General features: G+C 67.6%; 14 protein-coding genes. 9 read left to right on the top strand and 5 right to left on the bottom strand.

Annotated elements, in window-relative coordinates:
* Window positions 1–51 precede the first annotated feature (51 nt).
* On the top strand, window positions 52–2,358 hold the full coding sequence (locus tag ACZLZQ_RS21875; RefSeq protein ID WP_472951193.1) for a putative bifunctional diguanylate cyclase/phosphodiesterase: 2,307 nt from the start codon (window positions 52–54) through the stop codon (window positions 2,356–2,358).
* 48 nt (window positions 2,359–2,406) lie between these two features.
* Here the strand turns inward: ACZLZQ_RS21875 and otnC are convergent, their stop codons facing one another.
* Window positions 2,407–3,045: a 3-oxo-tetronate 4-phosphate decarboxylase gene (otnC, locus tag ACZLZQ_RS21880; RefSeq protein WP_472951194.1), complete on the bottom strand. Its 639-nt coding sequence runs from the start codon at window positions 3,043–3,045 to the stop codon at window positions 2,407–2,409.
* A 10-nt stretch (window positions 3,046–3,055) separates the two neighbouring features.
* Window positions 3,056–4,063 (bottom strand): LacI family DNA-binding transcriptional regulator, encoded by a 1,008-nt coding sequence (locus tag ACZLZQ_RS21885; RefSeq protein ID WP_472935715.1) that lies wholly within the window; start codon window positions 4,061–4,063, stop codon window positions 3,056–3,058.
* 245 nt (window positions 4,064–4,308) lie between these two features.
* Here ACZLZQ_RS21885 and ltnD point away from each other — a divergent pair, with 245 nt between their 5' ends.
* The 8 genes from ltnD to ACZLZQ_RS21925 all read left to right on the top strand — a co-directional run bounded on the left by ltnD (window position 4,309) and on the right by ACZLZQ_RS21925 (window position 12,891).
* Window positions 4,309–5,289: an L-threonate dehydrogenase gene (gene ltnD / locus ACZLZQ_RS21890; RefSeq protein WP_472951195.1), complete on the top strand. Its 981-nt coding sequence runs from the start codon at window positions 4,309–4,311 to the stop codon at window positions 5,287–5,289.
* A complete protein-coding gene (gene otnI / locus ACZLZQ_RS21895) occupies window positions 5,289–6,080 on the top strand; it encodes a 2-oxo-tetronate isomerase (protein WP_472951196.1) in 792 nt (263 codons plus the stop codon). Before ltnD ends, otnI begins: the two co-directional genes overlap by 1 nt.
* On the top strand, window positions 6,077–7,336 hold the full coding sequence (gene otnK, locus ACZLZQ_RS21900) for a 3-oxo-tetronate kinase (RefSeq protein ID WP_472951197.1): 1,260 nt from the start codon (window positions 6,077–6,079) through the stop codon (window positions 7,334–7,336). The genes otnI and otnK overlap by 4 nt, the downstream gene beginning before the upstream one ends.
* Entirely contained in the window at window positions 7,333–8,115 is a 783-nt protein-coding gene (locus ACZLZQ_RS21905; RefSeq protein ID WP_472951198.1) for an SDR family oxidoreductase, read from the top strand. The genes otnK and ACZLZQ_RS21905 overlap by 4 nt, the downstream gene beginning before the upstream one ends.
* Window positions 8,116–8,208: 93 nt before the next feature.
* Complete coding sequence (locus ACZLZQ_RS21910; protein WP_472951199.1) at window positions 8,209–9,273, top strand: ABC transporter ATP-binding protein; 1,065 nt, start codon at window positions 8,209–8,211, stop codon at window positions 9,271–9,273.
* Between the two features lie 184 nt (window positions 9,274–9,457).
* On the top strand, window positions 9,458–10,771 hold the full coding sequence (locus ACZLZQ_RS21915) for an ABC transporter substrate-binding protein (protein ID WP_472951200.1): 1,314 nt from the start codon (window positions 9,458–9,460) through the stop codon (window positions 10,769–10,771).
* A 223-nt stretch (window positions 10,772–10,994) separates the two neighbouring features.
* Complete coding sequence (locus ACZLZQ_RS21920; protein WP_472935708.1) at window positions 10,995–11,942, top strand: carbohydrate ABC transporter permease; 948 nt, start codon at window positions 10,995–10,997, stop codon at window positions 11,940–11,942.
* A 49-nt stretch (window positions 11,943–11,991) separates the two neighbouring features.
* Window positions 11,992–12,891: a carbohydrate ABC transporter permease gene (locus ACZLZQ_RS21925; protein ID WP_472951201.1), complete on the top strand. Its 900-nt coding sequence runs from the start codon at window positions 11,992–11,994 to the stop codon at window positions 12,889–12,891.
* Between the two features lie 232 nt (window positions 12,892–13,123).
* Here the strand turns inward: ACZLZQ_RS21925 and ACZLZQ_RS21930 are convergent, their stop codons facing one another.
* From ACZLZQ_RS21930 to ACZLZQ_RS21940, 3 genes are all read right to left on the bottom strand, one after another.
* Window positions 13,124–14,008, bottom strand: a complete 885-nt coding sequence (locus tag ACZLZQ_RS21930) for a DMT family transporter (protein WP_472951202.1) — start codon at window positions 14,006–14,008, stop codon at window positions 13,124–13,126.
* Between the two features lie 283 nt (window positions 14,009–14,291).
* The gene (locus ACZLZQ_RS21935; protein ID WP_472951203.1) at window positions 14,292–14,762 is read right to left on the bottom strand and encodes a nuclear transport factor 2 family protein; all 471 of its coding nucleotides are present in this window, start codon (window positions 14,760–14,762) and stop codon (window positions 14,292–14,294) included.
* Window positions 14,763–14,850: 88 nt separating this feature from the next.
* Window positions 14,851–16,029, bottom strand: a complete 1,179-nt coding sequence (locus tag ACZLZQ_RS21940) for an NAD-dependent epimerase/dehydratase family protein (protein ID WP_472951204.1) — start codon at window positions 16,027–16,029, stop codon at window positions 14,851–14,853.
* Between the last annotated feature and the right edge of the window lie 37 nt (window positions 16,030–16,066).

A 16,066-nucleotide genomic window follows, 5' to 3' on the forward strand; every position in this document is an offset into this window, starting at 1 on the left:
TCGGTAGCCAGCTATATTATGGGCGGATCTCCGATCGGCGAGGCAACGTCCGTGTCATCCCAATTCCAAGACGATATGGACCCGCTGGCCGAGGCGCAGGGAGCCACCGGTCCTTCAAAGGCGCCGACACGGGCACTTCAGGCCTTTGTCGATACGACGCGCCTCCGTTTCGGCGTGGCCATCTGCGGGGTGACGCTGGTCGAAAAGCACGAGGTTCGCTTCGCCGCCGTCAGTGGCATCTCCGCCGGAAGCTTCCCGCTGGGCCAGGCTTTCTGCACCGAAGCGATCCGGCAGGACGGGGTGATGCTGGTCGAGGATGCGCAAAACGATCCTCGCTTCGACCGGTCGAGCCTCGTCGCCGGCGCGCTTGGCATCCGCTTCTATGCCGGCGTGCCGCTGACCTCCGGAGCCGGCCTTGCGCTGGGCACGCTCTGCCTGCTCGACCCCGAACCGCGGCAGCTGTCGCCCGAAGACGTCGACATGCTGCGCGAACTGGCGGTCGTGGCGCTGGCTTTGATCGAGGACGACCGGGCTGCCCACGAAATCCTGCGAGGCTCCTCCGACGCCGAGAGCCAGCGCCGCTTCTCCGAAGCCGAGCGCCTAAAACTTCTGGCGAGCAGCCGCCAGTTCGAACGCAGCGAGGAACTTGCCCATGTCGGCGGATGGGCCTTCGACCTCGCCTCCGAAGCTGTGACCTGGTCGGATGAACTCTACCGGATCTGCGAAATCCCGGTCGGCACGCCGATGACGCGGGCCCGGGCACTGTCGATCTTTCCTGAAACGAGCCGGGCCTTGTTCAGCGCGCTGGTCGAACGGGCGATCCGGCAAGGCGGCAGCTTCAACCAGGAGATCGAGATCGCCACCGCGGCAGGGGCGCATAAATGGGTGCGGATTGCCGGCGACGTCGATGGCGTCGACGGCGTGCCCGTCCACCTGTTCGGCATTCTCCAGGATATTTCACAACAGCACGCCTCCGAACAGGCGCTCTGGCACACCGCGCACCATGATGCCCTGACCGGCCTTGCCAACCGTGCCTATGCCGCGCTCAACCTGACCCGGATCTTCAGCCGGCGCGATGCGGTATCGGCCGCCGCGATCGAAAGCGGCGAGGCGATCGGCATGCTGATGATCGATGTCGACCGGTTGAAGGAGGTCAACGACACGCTGGGCCATGATGCCGGCGACGTGCTGTTGCGGACCGTGGCGACCCGGATCACCGGCGCGGTCGACGAGGACTGCCTAGTGGCACGGATCGGCGGCGACGAGTTCAAGGTTATGTTCGAACGACCGGTATCACCGCGCCGGCTGGAGGCCACCAGCCAGGCGATCCACGCCGCGATGCAGGAGAAGCTGAGGTTCGAGGACCAGATGATCACGCCTCAGGTGTCGATCGGCGGCGCCAGCGCCAGCGTCAGCGACACGCCGGAAACGCTGCGTCAGAAGGCGGACCTTGCGCTCTACGAGAGTAAGCGGCGGGGCCGCGGCGGCTATGCCGAGTTCCGCGACGACATGCGGGCGGCGATCGTTCGCCGCACCGCCACCATGCGGAAGGTGGACGAGGCGCTGGCCGAGGGGCGGATCGTGCCGTTCTACCAGCCGATCGTGCGGCTCGACACCTGCCGGCTCACCGGGGTCGAGGCCCTCGCAAGGATGATCGGGCGGGATGGCACGGTGGTATCGGCCGTCGACTTCCATGAAGCGCTGGCCGACCCGCGCATCGGCCACGACCTCACCAGCGCCATGCTGCCGCAGGTGGCGGCCGACATCCGGCGCTGGTTCGATGCCGGGCTGACCATCGACCATGTCGGCATCAACATCGCCGCCACCGATTTTCAGGTCGGTGACCTGCGGAACCGGCTGATGGACGCCTTCGGCCAGCACGACGTGCCGCTGGGCAAGGTGCTGCTGGAGGTGACCGAGACGATCTTCCTCGACGACAAGCACGCCGCCGTGGTGCAGACCGTCGACGATCTCCGCCGCGACGGCCTGCGCGTCGCGCTCGACGATTTCGGCACCGGCTACGCCTCGCTGACGCATCTGCGCAGCCTGCCGGTCGACGTCATCAAGATCGACAAGTCCTTCGTCCACGGCATGCTGACGGACCAGGCAAGCGGACCGATCGTCGAGGCGCTGATCGACCTCGCCCGCAAGCTGCGGCTCGACGTCATCGCGGAGGGCATCGAGGGTCTGGCCGAGGCCGAGCATCTGCGCGGGCTCGGCTGCCCGCTCGGCCAGGGCTATTTCTTCGCCCGCCCCGCCAACGCGACCTTCACCGCCGTCATGCTCGACGGTTTCGGCGTCAAGGGCGGCGAAAGCGCCGGGCAAGCGCCGGAGCGCGCCTGCGGCACACGCGGCTGACGGACAGCTGTTCCGGCGCCACCCCCGCGGCCCGTCGGCGGCCGCTGTCTAGCTCGGGAAGGCCCTTGCCAGGTCCTCGACGGCCTCGCAGGTCAGCGGCGAAGTCTTGCGGTCGCCGAGGAGGAAGAAGATCTTCGCTGTCTCCTCCAGTTCCTCCATGATCAGCACCGCGTCTTCCAGCGATTTTCCCGCGACGATCGGGCCGTGATTGGCCAGCAGCATCGCGTGGTGGTCGCGGGCGGCGGTCTCGACCGCTGACGCCAGCGCCCGGTCGCCCGGCCGGAAATACGGTACCAGCGGCAGCTTGCCGACCTTCATCACGTGATAGGCGGTGAGCGGCGGCAGGACGTTCGAGGGATCGGCGTGGCAGAGGCAGGAGACGGCGACCGAAGCGGTGGAGTGGAGATGCACGATCGCCTGCGCCGTCGGCCGTACGGCGTAGACCGCAAGGTGGAAGAAGGCCTCCTTCGACGGCGGGTCGCCGGCCAACAGCGTGCCGTCCGGCGAGACCTTCGAGATGCGGCTCGCGTCGAGCCGGCCGAGCGAGGAGTTGGTGGGGGTGACGAGGATCGATCCGTCCGCCAGCCGCACCGAGAGATTGCCGGCGCTGCCATGCGCCAGCCGGCGTTCGTAGAGCAGCGCCCCGGTGCGCACGATCTCGTCCCGCAGCTGCGCTTCGTCGGTCATCTCATCCCTTTCATACGGTGGCGCCCTCGATCAGTTCGAAGCCGAGATCGACCGTCTCGGCCGGTCCGCCGGCAAACAGCAGCTCGGCCGCGACCTCGCCGACGCGGGTGCGCGGCGTCAGGATCGTCGTCAGCGGCTGTGGTGCGAGGCGGGTGATGTCCAGTCCGTTGTAGCCCATGACGGCAAGGTCGCCCGGAATGGCGATGCCGTGCGACAGGCAGTGGAACAGCCCGCCCAGCGCCATGTCGTCGTTGGAGAAATAGACCGCGTCGAGATCCGGGGTCTGGCCAAGCAGCAGCGCGAGGCCATCGCGGCCGGATTCGATCGAGGAGGGCGTGCGCATGATCGTCTCCGCGACCAGCGGGACGCCCTCCCTCGCCAACGTGGCCAGGAAACTGTCTCGGCGCTTCTCCGCGCGGTGGTCGTGCGACAGGTCGTGGCCGACATAGCCGATGCGGCGGTGGCCGCGGCGCAGCAGCAGCGCCGCGCTCGCCTCGCCGGCGGCCCGGTTGGAATAGCCGACCACGATGTCGATGCCCTCGCCGTCGACGTCCAGCACCTCGGCAATCCGGACGCCCGCGCCGCGCAGCATGGCGGATGTTCGCGGCGTGTGGTCGAGGCCGGTGACGACAAGCGCGGCCGGCCGCCAGGCGAGCATGGCGGCGACAAGCTTTTCCTCACGGTCGATGTCGTAGTCGGTGACGCCGATCACCGGCTGGTAGCCGGCGGTGTCGAGCACCCGGCTGATGCCGCGCAGGAGATCGGGGAACACCACATTGCCGAGCGAGGCGATGACGACGCCGACGAGCGTCGAGCCGGCCGAGGCGAGCGTGCCGGCCAGCCGGTTCGGGACGTAGCCGAGCGTCTCCACCGCCTCGCGCACCCGCGCCCGCACCTTTTGCGAGGAGGCGCCTTGCTCGCGCAGCACCCGCGACACCGTGCTCTCGCTGACGCCGGCGAGCCGCGCTACCTCGCTGATGGTCACCGACGCCCCGCCGCGTGCCTTGCGATTCCGCATCTCTTCTGACTGCACGGTGCTGCCTGTTCAGGTTTGCCGGCAGGTTCGCCTGCCGGGCGAGCATGCCCGGCCCGATCTTGCACAGTTTCGATGCGGCGTCTCGGATTTTTGGCAGCGCTGCCAGTTTTGGGTTGGCAGCGCTGCCAAGGTCAGCTAGCGTCAGGCAAGCTTGCAAAAGGCAGAACCCGCAAGAGCCATCACGGCCATCGGGAGCGGGAGGATTTTTCCCCCCGCGGGGAGGAAACATGGCGACGGACCCTTCCGTTCACAGCAGACGCTTTGCCGTCATCGGGCTGGGCTCGATGGGCATTGGCATGGCCAGCTCGCTGCTGCGCGCCGGCCACCAGGTCGCCGGCTTCGACGTCACCCCTGCCGCCCTTGACGCCTTCGCCGCTGCCGGCGGGACCGCCGCCGCCAGCGCCATGGCAGCCGTGCGCGGGGCGGATGTCGTGTTCAGCGTCGTCGTCAACGCCGCCCAGACCGAGACGCTGCTGTTCGGCGAAAGCGGGATCGCCGACGCGATGGATGCGGGCGCGGTCTTCGTCTCCTCCGCCACCATGGATCCCGACATCGCCCGCCGTCTTGCCGCGAAGCTCGAGGCGACCGGCCGGCTCTACCTCGATGCCCCGATGTCGGGTGGGCCGGTGCGCGCGGCCAAGGGCGAGCTGACGATGATGGCCTCGGGCTCCACTGCCGCCTTCGACAAGGCCCGGCCCGGCCTCGATGCCGTAGCTGCCAAGGTCTACGAGCTCGGTGATGCCGCGGGCGCCGGGGCCGCGTTCAAGATGATCAACCAGCTGCTCGCCGGCGTGCACATCGCCGCCGCCTGCGAGGCGATCGCTTTCGCCGCCAAGCAAGGCCTCGATCTCGGCAAGGTCTACGAGGTCATCACCGCCTCGGCCGGCAATTCCTGGATGTTCGCCGACCGCATCCCGCACGTCCTCGACGGCGACTACCGGCCGAAGAGCGCGGTCGACATCTTCGTCAAGGATCTCGGCATCGTCCAGGACATGGCGCGGACCGCACGCTTCCCCGTGCCGCTCTCGGCCGCCGCGCTTCAGATGTTCCTTGCCGCTTCCGGCTCCGGCATGGGACGCGAGGACGATGCGTCGGTCGCGCGTGTCTATGCGGCGCTTGCCGGCGTCGATCTGCCCGGCGCTTCAGAGGGGAACGGTATTTCGCAGGGGTGGTCTTCCGCCGCCGCTGAACCCGGAAAGCCCGCCTGATGCCGCGCTTTGCCGCCAATCTCACCATGATGTTCAACGAGGTGCCGTTCCTCGACCGTTTCGCGGCGGCGGCGGATGCGGGCTTCGACGCCGTCGAGTTCCTGTTTCCCTACGACCACCCGGCCGAGGAGATCGGGCGCCAGCTCGCCGACAACGGCCTGACGCAGGCGCTGTTCAACCTGCCGCCGGGCCATTGGGCTTCTGGCGAACGCGGGATCGCCTGCCTGCCGGAGCGCGCCGGCGAGCTGCGCGAGGGCGTCGAGGCGGCGCTCGCCTATGCCGAGGCGACCGGGGTGAAGCGCCTGCACCTGATGGCCGGCCTCGGCGATCCCCGGGATTCCGAGGCCGCCGAAGCGTATCGCGATGCCGTGGCCTGGACCGCCGGGCGGCTCGGCGAGGCGGGGCTGGACCTCGTGCTCGAGCCGATCAACGGCCGCGACATGCCGGGCTATTTCCTCAACGATTTCGGTGCTGCCGCGGCACTGATCCGCGGGCTCGGGCTGCCGAACCTGAAGCTGCAGTTCGACATCTACCACTGCCAGATTCTGCACGGCGACATCACCGTGGCCTTGCGGGACCTGATGCCGATCATCGGCCATGTGCAGGTCGCGAGCGTTCCGGCGCGGCACGAGCCGATGACCGGCGAACTGAACGATCTCGCTGTCTTCGCCGAGCTCGACCGGCTCGGCTATACCGGCTTCGTCGGCTGCGAATACCGCCCCGCGGGTGCGACGCTCGACGGCCTCGGCTGGCTGGACATCGCCCGGCAAGCCAGCGGGGCGACGGCATGACGCTCCGCCTCGGCGCCATCGCCGACGACTATACCGGCGCCTCCGACCTTGCCAATACGCTGGCGAAGAACGGGCTGCGCACGGTGCAGACAATCGGCGTGCCGGCAACCGGCCCCGTGCTGCCGGACGTCGACGCCGTGGTGGTGTCGCTGAAAAGCCGGTCGATCCCCGCCGCCGAGGCGGTCGCGCTGTCGCTGGCGGCGCAGGACTGGATCGCGGCGCAAGGCGCAGAGCATGTGCTCTTCAAAGTTTGCTCGACCTTCGATTCCACCGATGCCGGCAATATCGGCCAGGTGATGGACGCGCTGCGCGCGCGGACGGGAGACGCGGCGGTGCTGGTCACCCCCGCTTTTCCGGAGACCGGCCGCACGGTCTATGCCGGCAACCTCTTCGTGCTGGGTATCCCGCTGGCCGAAAGCCCGATGAAGGACCATCCGCTGAACCCGATGCGCGACAGCGACCTGCGTCGGGTATTGGCGCGCCAATCCACCGCCGCGGTCGGCCTCGTCGGCCTCGCAACCGTGACCGAGGGTCCCGATGCGGTGACGGCAGCGCTGGCGGCTGCATCGGCGCGCGGCGAGGGTGCGGCGATCGTTGATGCCGTGTTCGAGGCGGATCTCGAGACCATCGGCCGGGCAGCGCTCGGCCAGAAGCTTTCGGTCGGCGCCTCCGGCCTCGGCCTCGGCCTTGCCCGGGCGCTGGCGCCCGAAGGCGAGCGGGCCGGCGCAAAACCCTTCGCGGCGCTCGGCGGCTTCTCCGCCTGCCTTTCCGGCAGCTGCTCGGCCCAGACGCTGCGCCAGGTGGCGGCGGCGGACGCGATCATGCCGGTGCTGCGGCTCGACACCGAGGCGGTGCTGGCCGGCCCCGAAGCGGTGGCCGAGGCGCTCGCCTGGGCCGAGGCGAGGCTTTCCGACGGCCCGGTGCTGATCGCCTCAACGGCGGCGCCCGAGGCCGTCACCTCGCTGCAGAAGAGCCATGGCGGCATGGCAGTCGGGCGGGCGATCGAAGAGGCCTTCGCCGAAATCGCCGCCGGCCTCGTCGCCGCCGGCGTGCACCGGCTCGTCGTCGCGGGGGGCGAGACCTCGGGCGCGGTGGTCGACCGGCTCGGCCTCACCGCCTTCGAGCTCGGCCCCGAGATCGCGCCGGGCGTTCCGGTGCTGAAGAGCATTGCCGGCCCCGACATGCGGCTGGCCCTGAAATCCGGCAATTTCGGCGGCGTGGACTTCTTCCGCGACGCCCTCGAGCTGATGCCATGAGCGAGACCCGCATTAGCCAAGCCCCCTCCTCATCCCGAATTGGCCTCGTCACCGGCGGTGGCACCGGCGTCGGCAAGGCGATGACCAAGGCGCTGATGGAAGCCGGCTGGACGTTGGTGATCACCGGCCGCCGACGCGACGTGCTGGATGCTGCCGTTACCGAGCTCTCCGGCGATGACGGCCGGATTGTCGCGGTGGCGGCCGATATCGGCGATCCCGCCTCCGTCACCGGCCTGTTCGCCGAGATCAAGAGCCGCTTCGGCCGGCTCGACCTTCTCGTCAACAATGCCGGCACGAACGTGCCGCCGATCGCACTGGAAGACGTCTCGTTCGAGCAGTGGAACGCGATCGTCGCGGCCAACCTCACCGGCGCGTTCCTGTGCACGCAGGAGGCCTTCAGGCTGTTCAAGGCGCAGAGCCCGCGCGGCGGGCGGATCATCAACAACGGCTCGATCTCGGCAACGACGCCGCGGCCGAACTCGGCGCCCTACACCGCGACCAAGCACGCGATCTCCGGCCTGACCAAGGCGACGGCGCTCGACGGGCGGCCCTTCGACATCGCCTGCGGCCAGATCGACATCGGCAATGCCGCAAGCGCGATGACGACGACGATCCAGTCCGGTGCGCTGCAGGCGAACGGCACCACCGCCGCCGAGGCGACGATGGACCCGCGGCATGTTGCCGACGCGGTGGTCCAGATGGCCGGGCTGCCGCTCGACGTCAACGTTCTCACCATGACGATCATGGCGACCAAGATGCCCTATGTCGGCCGCGGCTGACCTAGTTAGAATATTCTAGGCCGGCTCCGCCGGACGTACCGGCGACAAGAGGCTGAAAGCCCGCGCCATCTGAGATTTGGGAGGAAAATGCGCATGGCTTCGGTCGATATCGTCGACGTCAAGAAATCCTTCGGGGCACACCCCGTCATCCGCGGCGTCAACGTGCGCATCGAGGACGGCGAGTTCGTGATCCTCGTCGGCCCGTCCGGCTGCGGGAAGTCGACGCTCTTGCGCATGCTGGCGGGCCTCGAGCACGTCTCAGCCGGCGAGATCTTCATCGGCGACCGCGTGGTCAACGATCTCCCGCCGAAGGACCGGGACATCGCCATGGTGTTCCAGAACTACGCGCTCTACCCGCACATGACCGTCGCCGAGAACATGGCCTTCTCGCTGACCCTGAAGAACGCGCCGAAGTCGGAGATCGAGACGCGGGTGAAGCCGGCGGCCGAGATCCTCGGCCTCTCCGCCTATCTCGACCGCTATCCGCGCCAGCTCTCCGGCGGCCAGCGCCAGCGCGTGGCGATGGGCCGGGCGATCGTGCGCGACCCGCAGGTCTTCCTGTTCGACGAGCCGCTGTCGAACCTCGACGCGAAGCTCCGCGTCTCCATGCGCACCGAGATCAAGAACCTCCACCAGCGCCTGACCACCACCACCGTCTACGTCACGCACGACCAGATCGAGGCGATGACCATGGCCGACAAGATCGTCGTCATGCAGGACGGCCGCGTCGAGCAGATCGGCGCGCCGCTGGAACTCTACGACAGGCCAAACAACCTCTTCGTCGCCGGCTTCATCGGCTCGCCCGCGATGAACATGCTAAACGGCCGGCTCGACGTGAACGACCCGACGAAGTTCGTCACCGAGGACGGCACCGTGCTGCCGGTCTCCGGCTCCCGGCCGGAGGCGCTCGGTCGCGCGCTGGTCTATGGAGCACGGCCAGAGGCGATCACGCTCGGCGGCGACATCAAGCTGCAGGTGGTGGTCATCGAGCCGACCGGCTCGGAAAGCCAGGTGCTCGGCAAGATCGGCCATACCGACGTCACCTGCGTCTTCCGCGACCGCGTGACGGTGCGGCCGGGCGAGTTCATCCCGGTCTCGATCGACCCGAAGGCGGTGCATCTCTTCGACGCCGCGACCGGCCAGCGCCTGTCGGTCTGACGGTACGACGACGCGCATCGGCCGAAAGTCGCGATCGATTTTCGGCGCGGCCGGTGCGCAGGATCAAAGCTTCGAAGCGCTCCTCCCCTAAAGGAAGAAACGCTTCGGCCCAGCATAAGCGCGGCGGCATCCCGGGAGGGCCGACCGCGCATCCACCAAACTCCCGACCCGTGGAGGAAACAGCATGATCGACCGCAGAAAACTTCTCGTCGCCTCGGCCGGCCTCGTCGCCGGCACGGCGCTCGGCGGACGCTTCGGCGTCGGCCGGGCCTTCGCGCAAGGCGCGATGCCGGCCTACAAGCCCGAGGAAGGCGCCTCGCTGCGCCTCCTGCGCTGGGCACCCTTCGTGCCGGCGGAAGAAGCCGCCTGGATCGAGAACACCAAGAAGTTCACCGAGAAGACCGGCGTCGAGGTCCGCATCGACAAGGAGAGCTGGGAGGACGTGCGTCCGAAGGCTGCTGTCGCCGCCAATGTCGGCTCCGGCCCGGACATGGTGATGAGCTGGTTCGACGACCCGCAGCAGTACCCGGACAAGCTGCTCGATGTCACCGAGCTCGGCGAGGCCGTGGGCGCGGCCAATGGCGGCTGGTATTCGGGCATCGAATCCTACGCCAAGCGCGACGGCAAGTTCATCGCCATGCCGCTCTGCGCCATCGGCAATGCCGTGGTGTACCGCGACAGCCACATGAAGGCCGCTGGCTTCTCGGAGTTCCCTAAGGACACCGCCGGCTTCCTCGAGCTCTGCAAGGCGCTGCAGGCGAAGGGCACGCCCGCCGGCTTCCCGCACGGCAAGGCGGTCGGCGACGGCAACAACTACGCCCATTGGCTGCTCTGGAGCCATGGCGGCAAGATGGTCGACGAGGCCGGTAAGGTCACGATCAACAGCCCGGAGACGCTCGCCGCGGTGAAGTACGCGATGGAGCTCTACAAGACCTTCATTCCGGGCACCGAGAGCTGGCAGGACGTCAACAACAACCGCGCCTTCCTCGCCGGCCAGGTCTCGCTGACCGCCAACGGCGTCTCGGTCTACTACGCCGCCAAGAAGGACCCGGCGATGAAGGAGATCATGGACGACATGCGCTCCACCAACCTGCCGATCGGTCCGGTCGGCGAGAGCGTCGAGCTGCACCAGACCTCGACGCTGTCGATCTTCGCGCACACGAAGTACCCCGAGGCGGCTAAGGCCTATCTCGCCCACATGTACGACACCGCCAACCTCAACGCCTGGATCACCGGCGCCAGCGCCTATTGCTGCCAGCCGCTGAAGGGCCTCGAGAACAATCCGGTCTGGACCTCGAACCCGATCCACGCGGCCTATGCCCGGGCCTCCTCGACGCTCCGGCCGAACGGCTATGCCGGTCCGCTCGGCGCTGCCTCGGCTGGTACCATGGCCGACTACGTGCTGGTCGACATGTTCGCGGAAGCCGTCACCGGCCAGTCCTCGCCGGAGGATGCGATCGCCAACGCCGAGAATCGGGCGAGCCGCTACTACCGCTAAGGCTTGAGGGGCTCACCCCCCTCTGCCCTGCCGGGCATCTCCCCCTCAAGGGGGGAGATCAGCGAGTGCGGCGTCGGCGACTATCGATCTCCCCACCTGAGGGGGAGATGGGCGGCAGCCCAGAGGGGGGCGAACTGCCGCCAGCGCACCAAAAGGCCACCTCTCCCCCGAACATCGGCGTCCGCACACGGCGGGCGTCCCCTCCCCCTTTCGAGGAACACCGATGTCGACTACCACCACCAGACCGCACGCCGCGCCGTCGCGAAAATCCGCCTTCGAGCGGCTGTCGCAGAGCCGCAACGGGCTCGGCTTCCTGTTCATGCTGCCGGCGGCGCTGTTCCTCATCGCCTTCCTCACCTATCCGCTCGGCCTCGGCGTCTGGCTCGGCTTCACCGACGCGAAGATCGGCCGGCCCGGCATCTTCATCGGGCTCGAGAACTACGAATTCCTGATGCGCGACCGGGTGTTCTGGATCTCGGTGTTCAACACCGTCACCTACACCGCCGTCGCCTCGGTGCTGAAGTTCGCGCTCGGCCTCTGGCTGGCGCTGCTGCTCAACGAGAACCTGCCGCTGAAATCCTTCTTCCGCGCCATCATTCTCCTGCCCTGGGTGGTGCCGACGGTGCTCTCGGCACTGGCCTTCTGGTGGATCTTCGACGCGCAGTTCTCGATCATCTCCTACGTCCTGATGAAGTGGGGGATAATCTCCTCGCCGATCAACTTCCTCGGTGACCCGACCAATGCGCGCATCTCCGTCATGGCCGCGAATGTCTGGCGCGGCATTCCCTTCGTCGCGATCTCGCTGCTGGCGGGCCTGCAGACCATTCCGGTCTCGCTGCACGAGGCGGCAGCGCTTGACGGCGCGACCTCCTGGCAGCGCTTCCGCCGCATCACGCTGCCGCTGCTGACGCCGATCATCGCGGTGGTGATGACGTTCTCCGTGCTGTTCACCTTCACCGACTTCCAGCTGATCTACGTCCTCACCAAGGGCGGCCCGGTGAACGCCACGCACTTGATGGCGACGCTGTCCTTCCAGCGCGGCATTTCCGGCGGGCAGCTCGGCGAGGGCGCGGCGATCGCGGTGTCGATGGTGCCGTTCCTGCTCGCCGCCATCCTGTTCAGCTTCTTCGGCCTGCAGCGGCGCAAATGGCAGCAAGGGGGCGGCGACTGATGCGCCCCGCTCCCGCCGCCCGCGCCACGCCATCTTCGAGGACAAAGCCATGAGCAAGACCCATCCCGAGCCGACCGGCACCCTCACCGACGACGTCGTCGGCATGTCCCAGTTCAACTCGCTGCCGCGCAAACTGGTGACGGTCTACCTGCCGCTGCTGGTGTTCTGCTTCGTGCTGCTGTTCCCGTTCTACTGGATGGCGATCACCGCGGTGAAGCCGAACGACCAGCTGACCAACTACTCCGTCTACAGCCCGTTCTGGGTGGTCGGGCCGACGCTCGAGCACATTAAGTACCTGCTGTTCGAGACCTCCTATCCCGGCTGGCTGTGGAACACGACGCTGGTCGCCATCTGCTCGACCATTATCTCGCTCGCCGCCTCGGTCTTCGCCGCATATGCGATCGAGCGGGTGCGCTTCACCGGCGCGCGGGTCAGCGGCCTGCTGATCTTCCTCGCCTACCTCATCCCGCCCTCGATCCTCTTCATTCCGCTCGCCTTCATCGTCTTCCAGGTCGGCATCTTCGACTCGAAGTTGGCGCTGATCCTGACCTACCCGACCTTCCTCATCCCGTTCTGCACCTGGCTCTTGATGGGCTATTTCCGCTCGATCCCCTTCGAGCTCGAGGAAAGCGCCCTCGTCGACGGCGCCACCCGCTGGCAGATCCTCACCCGCGTCGTGCTCCCCTTGGCGGTGCCCGGCCTCATCTCCGCCGGCATCTTCGCCTTCACGCTGGCCTGGAACGAGTTCATCTACGCGCTGACCTTCATCCAGTCCTCTGAGAACAAGACGCTGCCGGTCGGCGTGCTGACGGAACTCGTCCGCGGCGACGTCTACGAATGGGGCTCGCTGATGGCCGGCGCGCTGCTCGGCTCGCTGCCGGTGGTGATCCTGTACTCGTTCTTCGTGGACTATTACGTGTCGTCGATGACGGGCGCGGTGAAGGAGTAGGCGGCGCTGCTTGAGACCTAGCGCCACGTCCAAAACTTCGTCATCCCGGACTTGATCTCTGCGAAACCAACGGTTCGCTGGGATCCATTCCAAACCGCATAAACGAGTGCGGTCAGGGTGGACATTCCCGTTCTGACGCGGACTGCGCCGGACGCGGAGAGGAATGGATCCCGGATCAAGTCCGGGATGACGAAGCTGAGAGGCCGTGCCCAGAGAAAGCACAACTACCGCCCTACCCCCTTACCCCCCTCAACGCCCGCGCGTTCCGGTTCTCCCGCCACCAGATATACAGCCCGCTCCCCACCAGCACGGCCATGCCGAGAAGCGTCGTCTCGTGCAGGCCGTCGCCAAACCAGAACAGGCTGATGGCGGTGGCGAAGAGCATCTGGCTGTAGAGGAAGGGCGAGAGCAGCGAGGCCGGAGCGTGGCGGAAGGCGTTGATGAGGAGGGTGTGGCCGACGGCGCCAATCGTGCCGATCAGGAGCATCAGGCCTGCCACTGGTAAGGACGGCGTCTGCCAGAACGGGATCACGAGGACGGAGAGGATTACCGCGCCGGTGGCGGTGGTGTGGAAGGCGGTCGCTGCCGCATCCTCGCTGCCGGCGAGCTGGCGCGTCAGCATGAGATAGGCGGCGTTGAGCACCGAGGAGCAGAGCGGCAGGAGGAGGTAGGGATCGAAGCCTGCCGAGCCCGGCCGGACGATCAGGATCACCCCGACGAAGCCGGCAAGGACCGCGCCGATCCGGTGCAGGCCGATCGTCTCCTTCAGGAAGATCACCGAGAAGACGGTGACGAGGATCGGCGAGAAGAACATCACCGCCGTCGCGTCCGCCAGCGGCACTTTCGCCAGCGCGAAATACATCAGGAGAGTCGCGCCGAGCAGCGTCGCCCCGCGCACGCATTGCAGCACCGGACGCCGCGCGTGGAGGAAACGGGTGCCGGAGGTGCTGGCGAGGTAGGAGGAGACCAGTACGGTCTGCACGGCATAGCGACCCCAGACCACCTGGAGAACTGGGAGCAGCCCCGTCAGCGTCTTGCCGGTGGCGTCCATGAGCGAGAAGACCATGCCGGCGATGACGGTCAGGACGATGCCGGCGAGAAGGGAATTGCTGTTCACGGCGCGCCTGCTGTTCGCTGCGCTGTCGCCCGCGACACCGCGGGCGGACGAAAGCACAGCCGGAGGGATCGGGATAGCCTAGTATCCCACTTTCGGCGGCCTGACTGACGTTTTGGCGGAGGGACCAAGCCACCATCAGATGCGGATCTACCGCCGAATTGTCCGCGGGTCCTTCGACGCCGGACTCCGAAGCGCTTGCAATGGCCTTCCCACGGCCCGCAAGCGCGATCACACGGGGCGATGGTCGGCCGGTGCGGAGTGCCGTCTGCCTGACGCCGCGGCGCTAGAGGCCGAGCTCGGCGAGCCCCGGAAAGTCAGCGGGTCGCGGACCCTTCTCCCACGTGAAGCGGCGGTCGGTCTCCGCGATCGCCTGGTCGTTGATCGAGGCCTCGCGGCGCTGCATCAGGCCGTTGGCATCGAACTCCCAGTTCTCGTTGCCGTAGGCGCGGAACCAGTCGCCCTCGGCCGTGCGGTACTCGTAGGCGAAGCGCACGGCGATGCGGTTGTCGTGGAAGGCCCAGAGCTGCTTGATCAGCCGATAGTCCAGCTCGCGCTGCCATTTGCGGGTGAGGAAGGCGACGATCGCCGGCCGGCCGGTGAAGAACTCCGACCGGTTGCGCCAGCGGCTGTTCTCGGTATAGGCGAGCGAGACGGCGAGCGGATCCTGCCGATTCCAGGCATCCTCGGCCTTGCGGGCCTTCTCGGTCGCGGTCTCGGCGGTGAAGGGCGGAAACGGCGGGCGGCTCTCGGACATCGTCTTCTCCTCGGGTCTCACGGGCGGCCGCATCGGCACGGCCCCCAACGGCACTGGCTGCAGCAATGGCAGCGGCCCTGCCGCCTACCTACTCCGCCGCTTCCGGCCGCACCCAGCGGCTGGTCGAGACGATCTTCGAGCGGTCGCAGCGGTCGGCATAGCGGCGGGCGACGTCGACCACCTCGGCAAGCAACCCGTCCGACAGTTTGGTCGGCGTGACGCCGAGGCCTATCAGCGTGTCGTTCGCCACCACGAGCTCGTTCTCGGCCGCTTCCTTGCGGGGGTTGTCGAGATGCTCGACCGGAACGCCCGTCATGGCCGAGACCATCGCGGCGAGATCGCGGATGCGGTGGGTCTCGGTCATCTGGTTGAGGATCCGCACCCGCGCCCCGCGCTCGGGCGGCGTCTCGGCGGCCAACAGGATGCAGCGCACGGTGTCGCGGATGTGGATGAAGGCGCGCGTCTGGCCGCCCGAGCCGTGCACGGTGAGCGGATGGCCGATGGCGGCCTGGCAGAGGAAGCGGTTCAGCACCGTGCCGTAGTCGCCGTCATAGTCGAAGCGGTTGACGAGGCGCGGGTCGAGCAAAGTCTCCTCGGTCGCGGTGCCCCAGACGATGCCCTGGTGCAGGTCGGTGATCCTGAGCCCGTCGTTCTTGGCGTAATAGAGGAAGAGCAGCTGATCCAGCGTCTTGGTCATGTGGTAGATCGAGCCGGGATCGACGGGGTAGAGGATCTCGACGTCGGCCGAGGTGCCGCCCGAGCGCAGCGTGGCGTCGATGTAGCCCTCGGGGATCGTCATGCCCTGCGCCTTGCCGTAGCCGTAAACGCCCATGGTGCCGAGGTGGACGAGATGCGCGTCCGGACAGGCCTCGACCATGGCGCAGAGCACGGCATGGGTGGCGTTGACGTTGTTGTCGACGGTGTAGCGCTTGTGGCGCGGCGACTTCATCGAATAGGGCGCGGCGCGCTGCTCGGCAAAATGCACGATGGCGTCCGGCCTCGTCTCGGCGAAGAGCGCCTCCAGTGCGTCGTAGTCGTGGGCGACGTCGAGGTGGACGAAATCGATCGGGGTGTTGCGGGTCTCCCGCCAAGCGGCGAGCCGCTCGTCGATCCCGGCGATCGGCGTCAGGCTGGACGCGCCGAGCTCGAGGTCGGTCGCGCGGCGGACGAGATTGTCGACGATGACGACGCTGTGGCCTTGCGCGGCGAGATGAAGGCTCGTCGGCCATCCGCAGAAGCCGTCTCCGCCCAGAACGATGATCTTCATGACCGGCCGGTACTCCTTGCGATGGCGACCTTGGCAT

It is taken from the genome of Mesocryomonas lacus, from assembly GCF_055730105.2.

Coding starts and splice junctions, on each gene's coding strand:
- otnC (WP_472951194.1), bottom strand. CDS start 3,045: ATGACCGACGAAGCGCAGCTGCGGGACGAGATCGTGCGCACCGGGGCG.
- ACZLZQ_RS21885 (WP_472935715.1), bottom strand. CDS start 4,063: ATGCGGAATCGCAAGGCACGCGGCGGGGCGTCGGTGACCATCAGCGAG.
- ltnD (WP_472951195.1), top strand. CDS start 4,309: ATGGCGACGGACCCTTCCGTTCACAGCAGACGCTTTGCCGTCATCGGG.
- otnI (WP_472951196.1), top strand. CDS start 5,289: ATGCCGCGCTTTGCCGCCAATCTCACCATGATGTTCAACGAGGTGCCG.
- otnK (WP_472951197.1), top strand. CDS start 6,077: ATGACGCTCCGCCTCGGCGCCATCGCCGACGACTATACCGGCGCCTCC.
- ACZLZQ_RS21905 (WP_472951198.1), top strand. CDS start 7,333: ATGAGCGAGACCCGCATTAGCCAAGCCCCCTCCTCATCCCGAATTGGC.
- ACZLZQ_RS21910 (WP_472951199.1), top strand. CDS start 8,209: ATGGCTTCGGTCGATATCGTCGACGTCAAGAAATCCTTCGGGGCACAC.
- ACZLZQ_RS21915 (WP_472951200.1), top strand. CDS start 9,458: ATGATCGACCGCAGAAAACTTCTCGTCGCCTCGGCCGGCCTCGTCGCC.
- ACZLZQ_RS21920 (WP_472935708.1), top strand. CDS start 10,995: ATGTCGACTACCACCACCAGACCGCACGCCGCGCCGTCGCGAAAATCC.
- ACZLZQ_RS21925 (WP_472951201.1), top strand. CDS start 11,992: ATGAGCAAGACCCATCCCGAGCCGACCGGCACCCTCACCGACGACGTC.
- ACZLZQ_RS21935 (WP_472951203.1), bottom strand. CDS start 14,762: ATGTCCGAGAGCCGCCCGCCGTTTCCGCCCTTCACCGCCGAGACCGCG.
- ACZLZQ_RS21940 (WP_472951204.1), bottom strand. CDS start 16,029: ATGAAGATCATCGTTCTGGGCGGAGACGGCTTCTGCGGATGGCCGACG.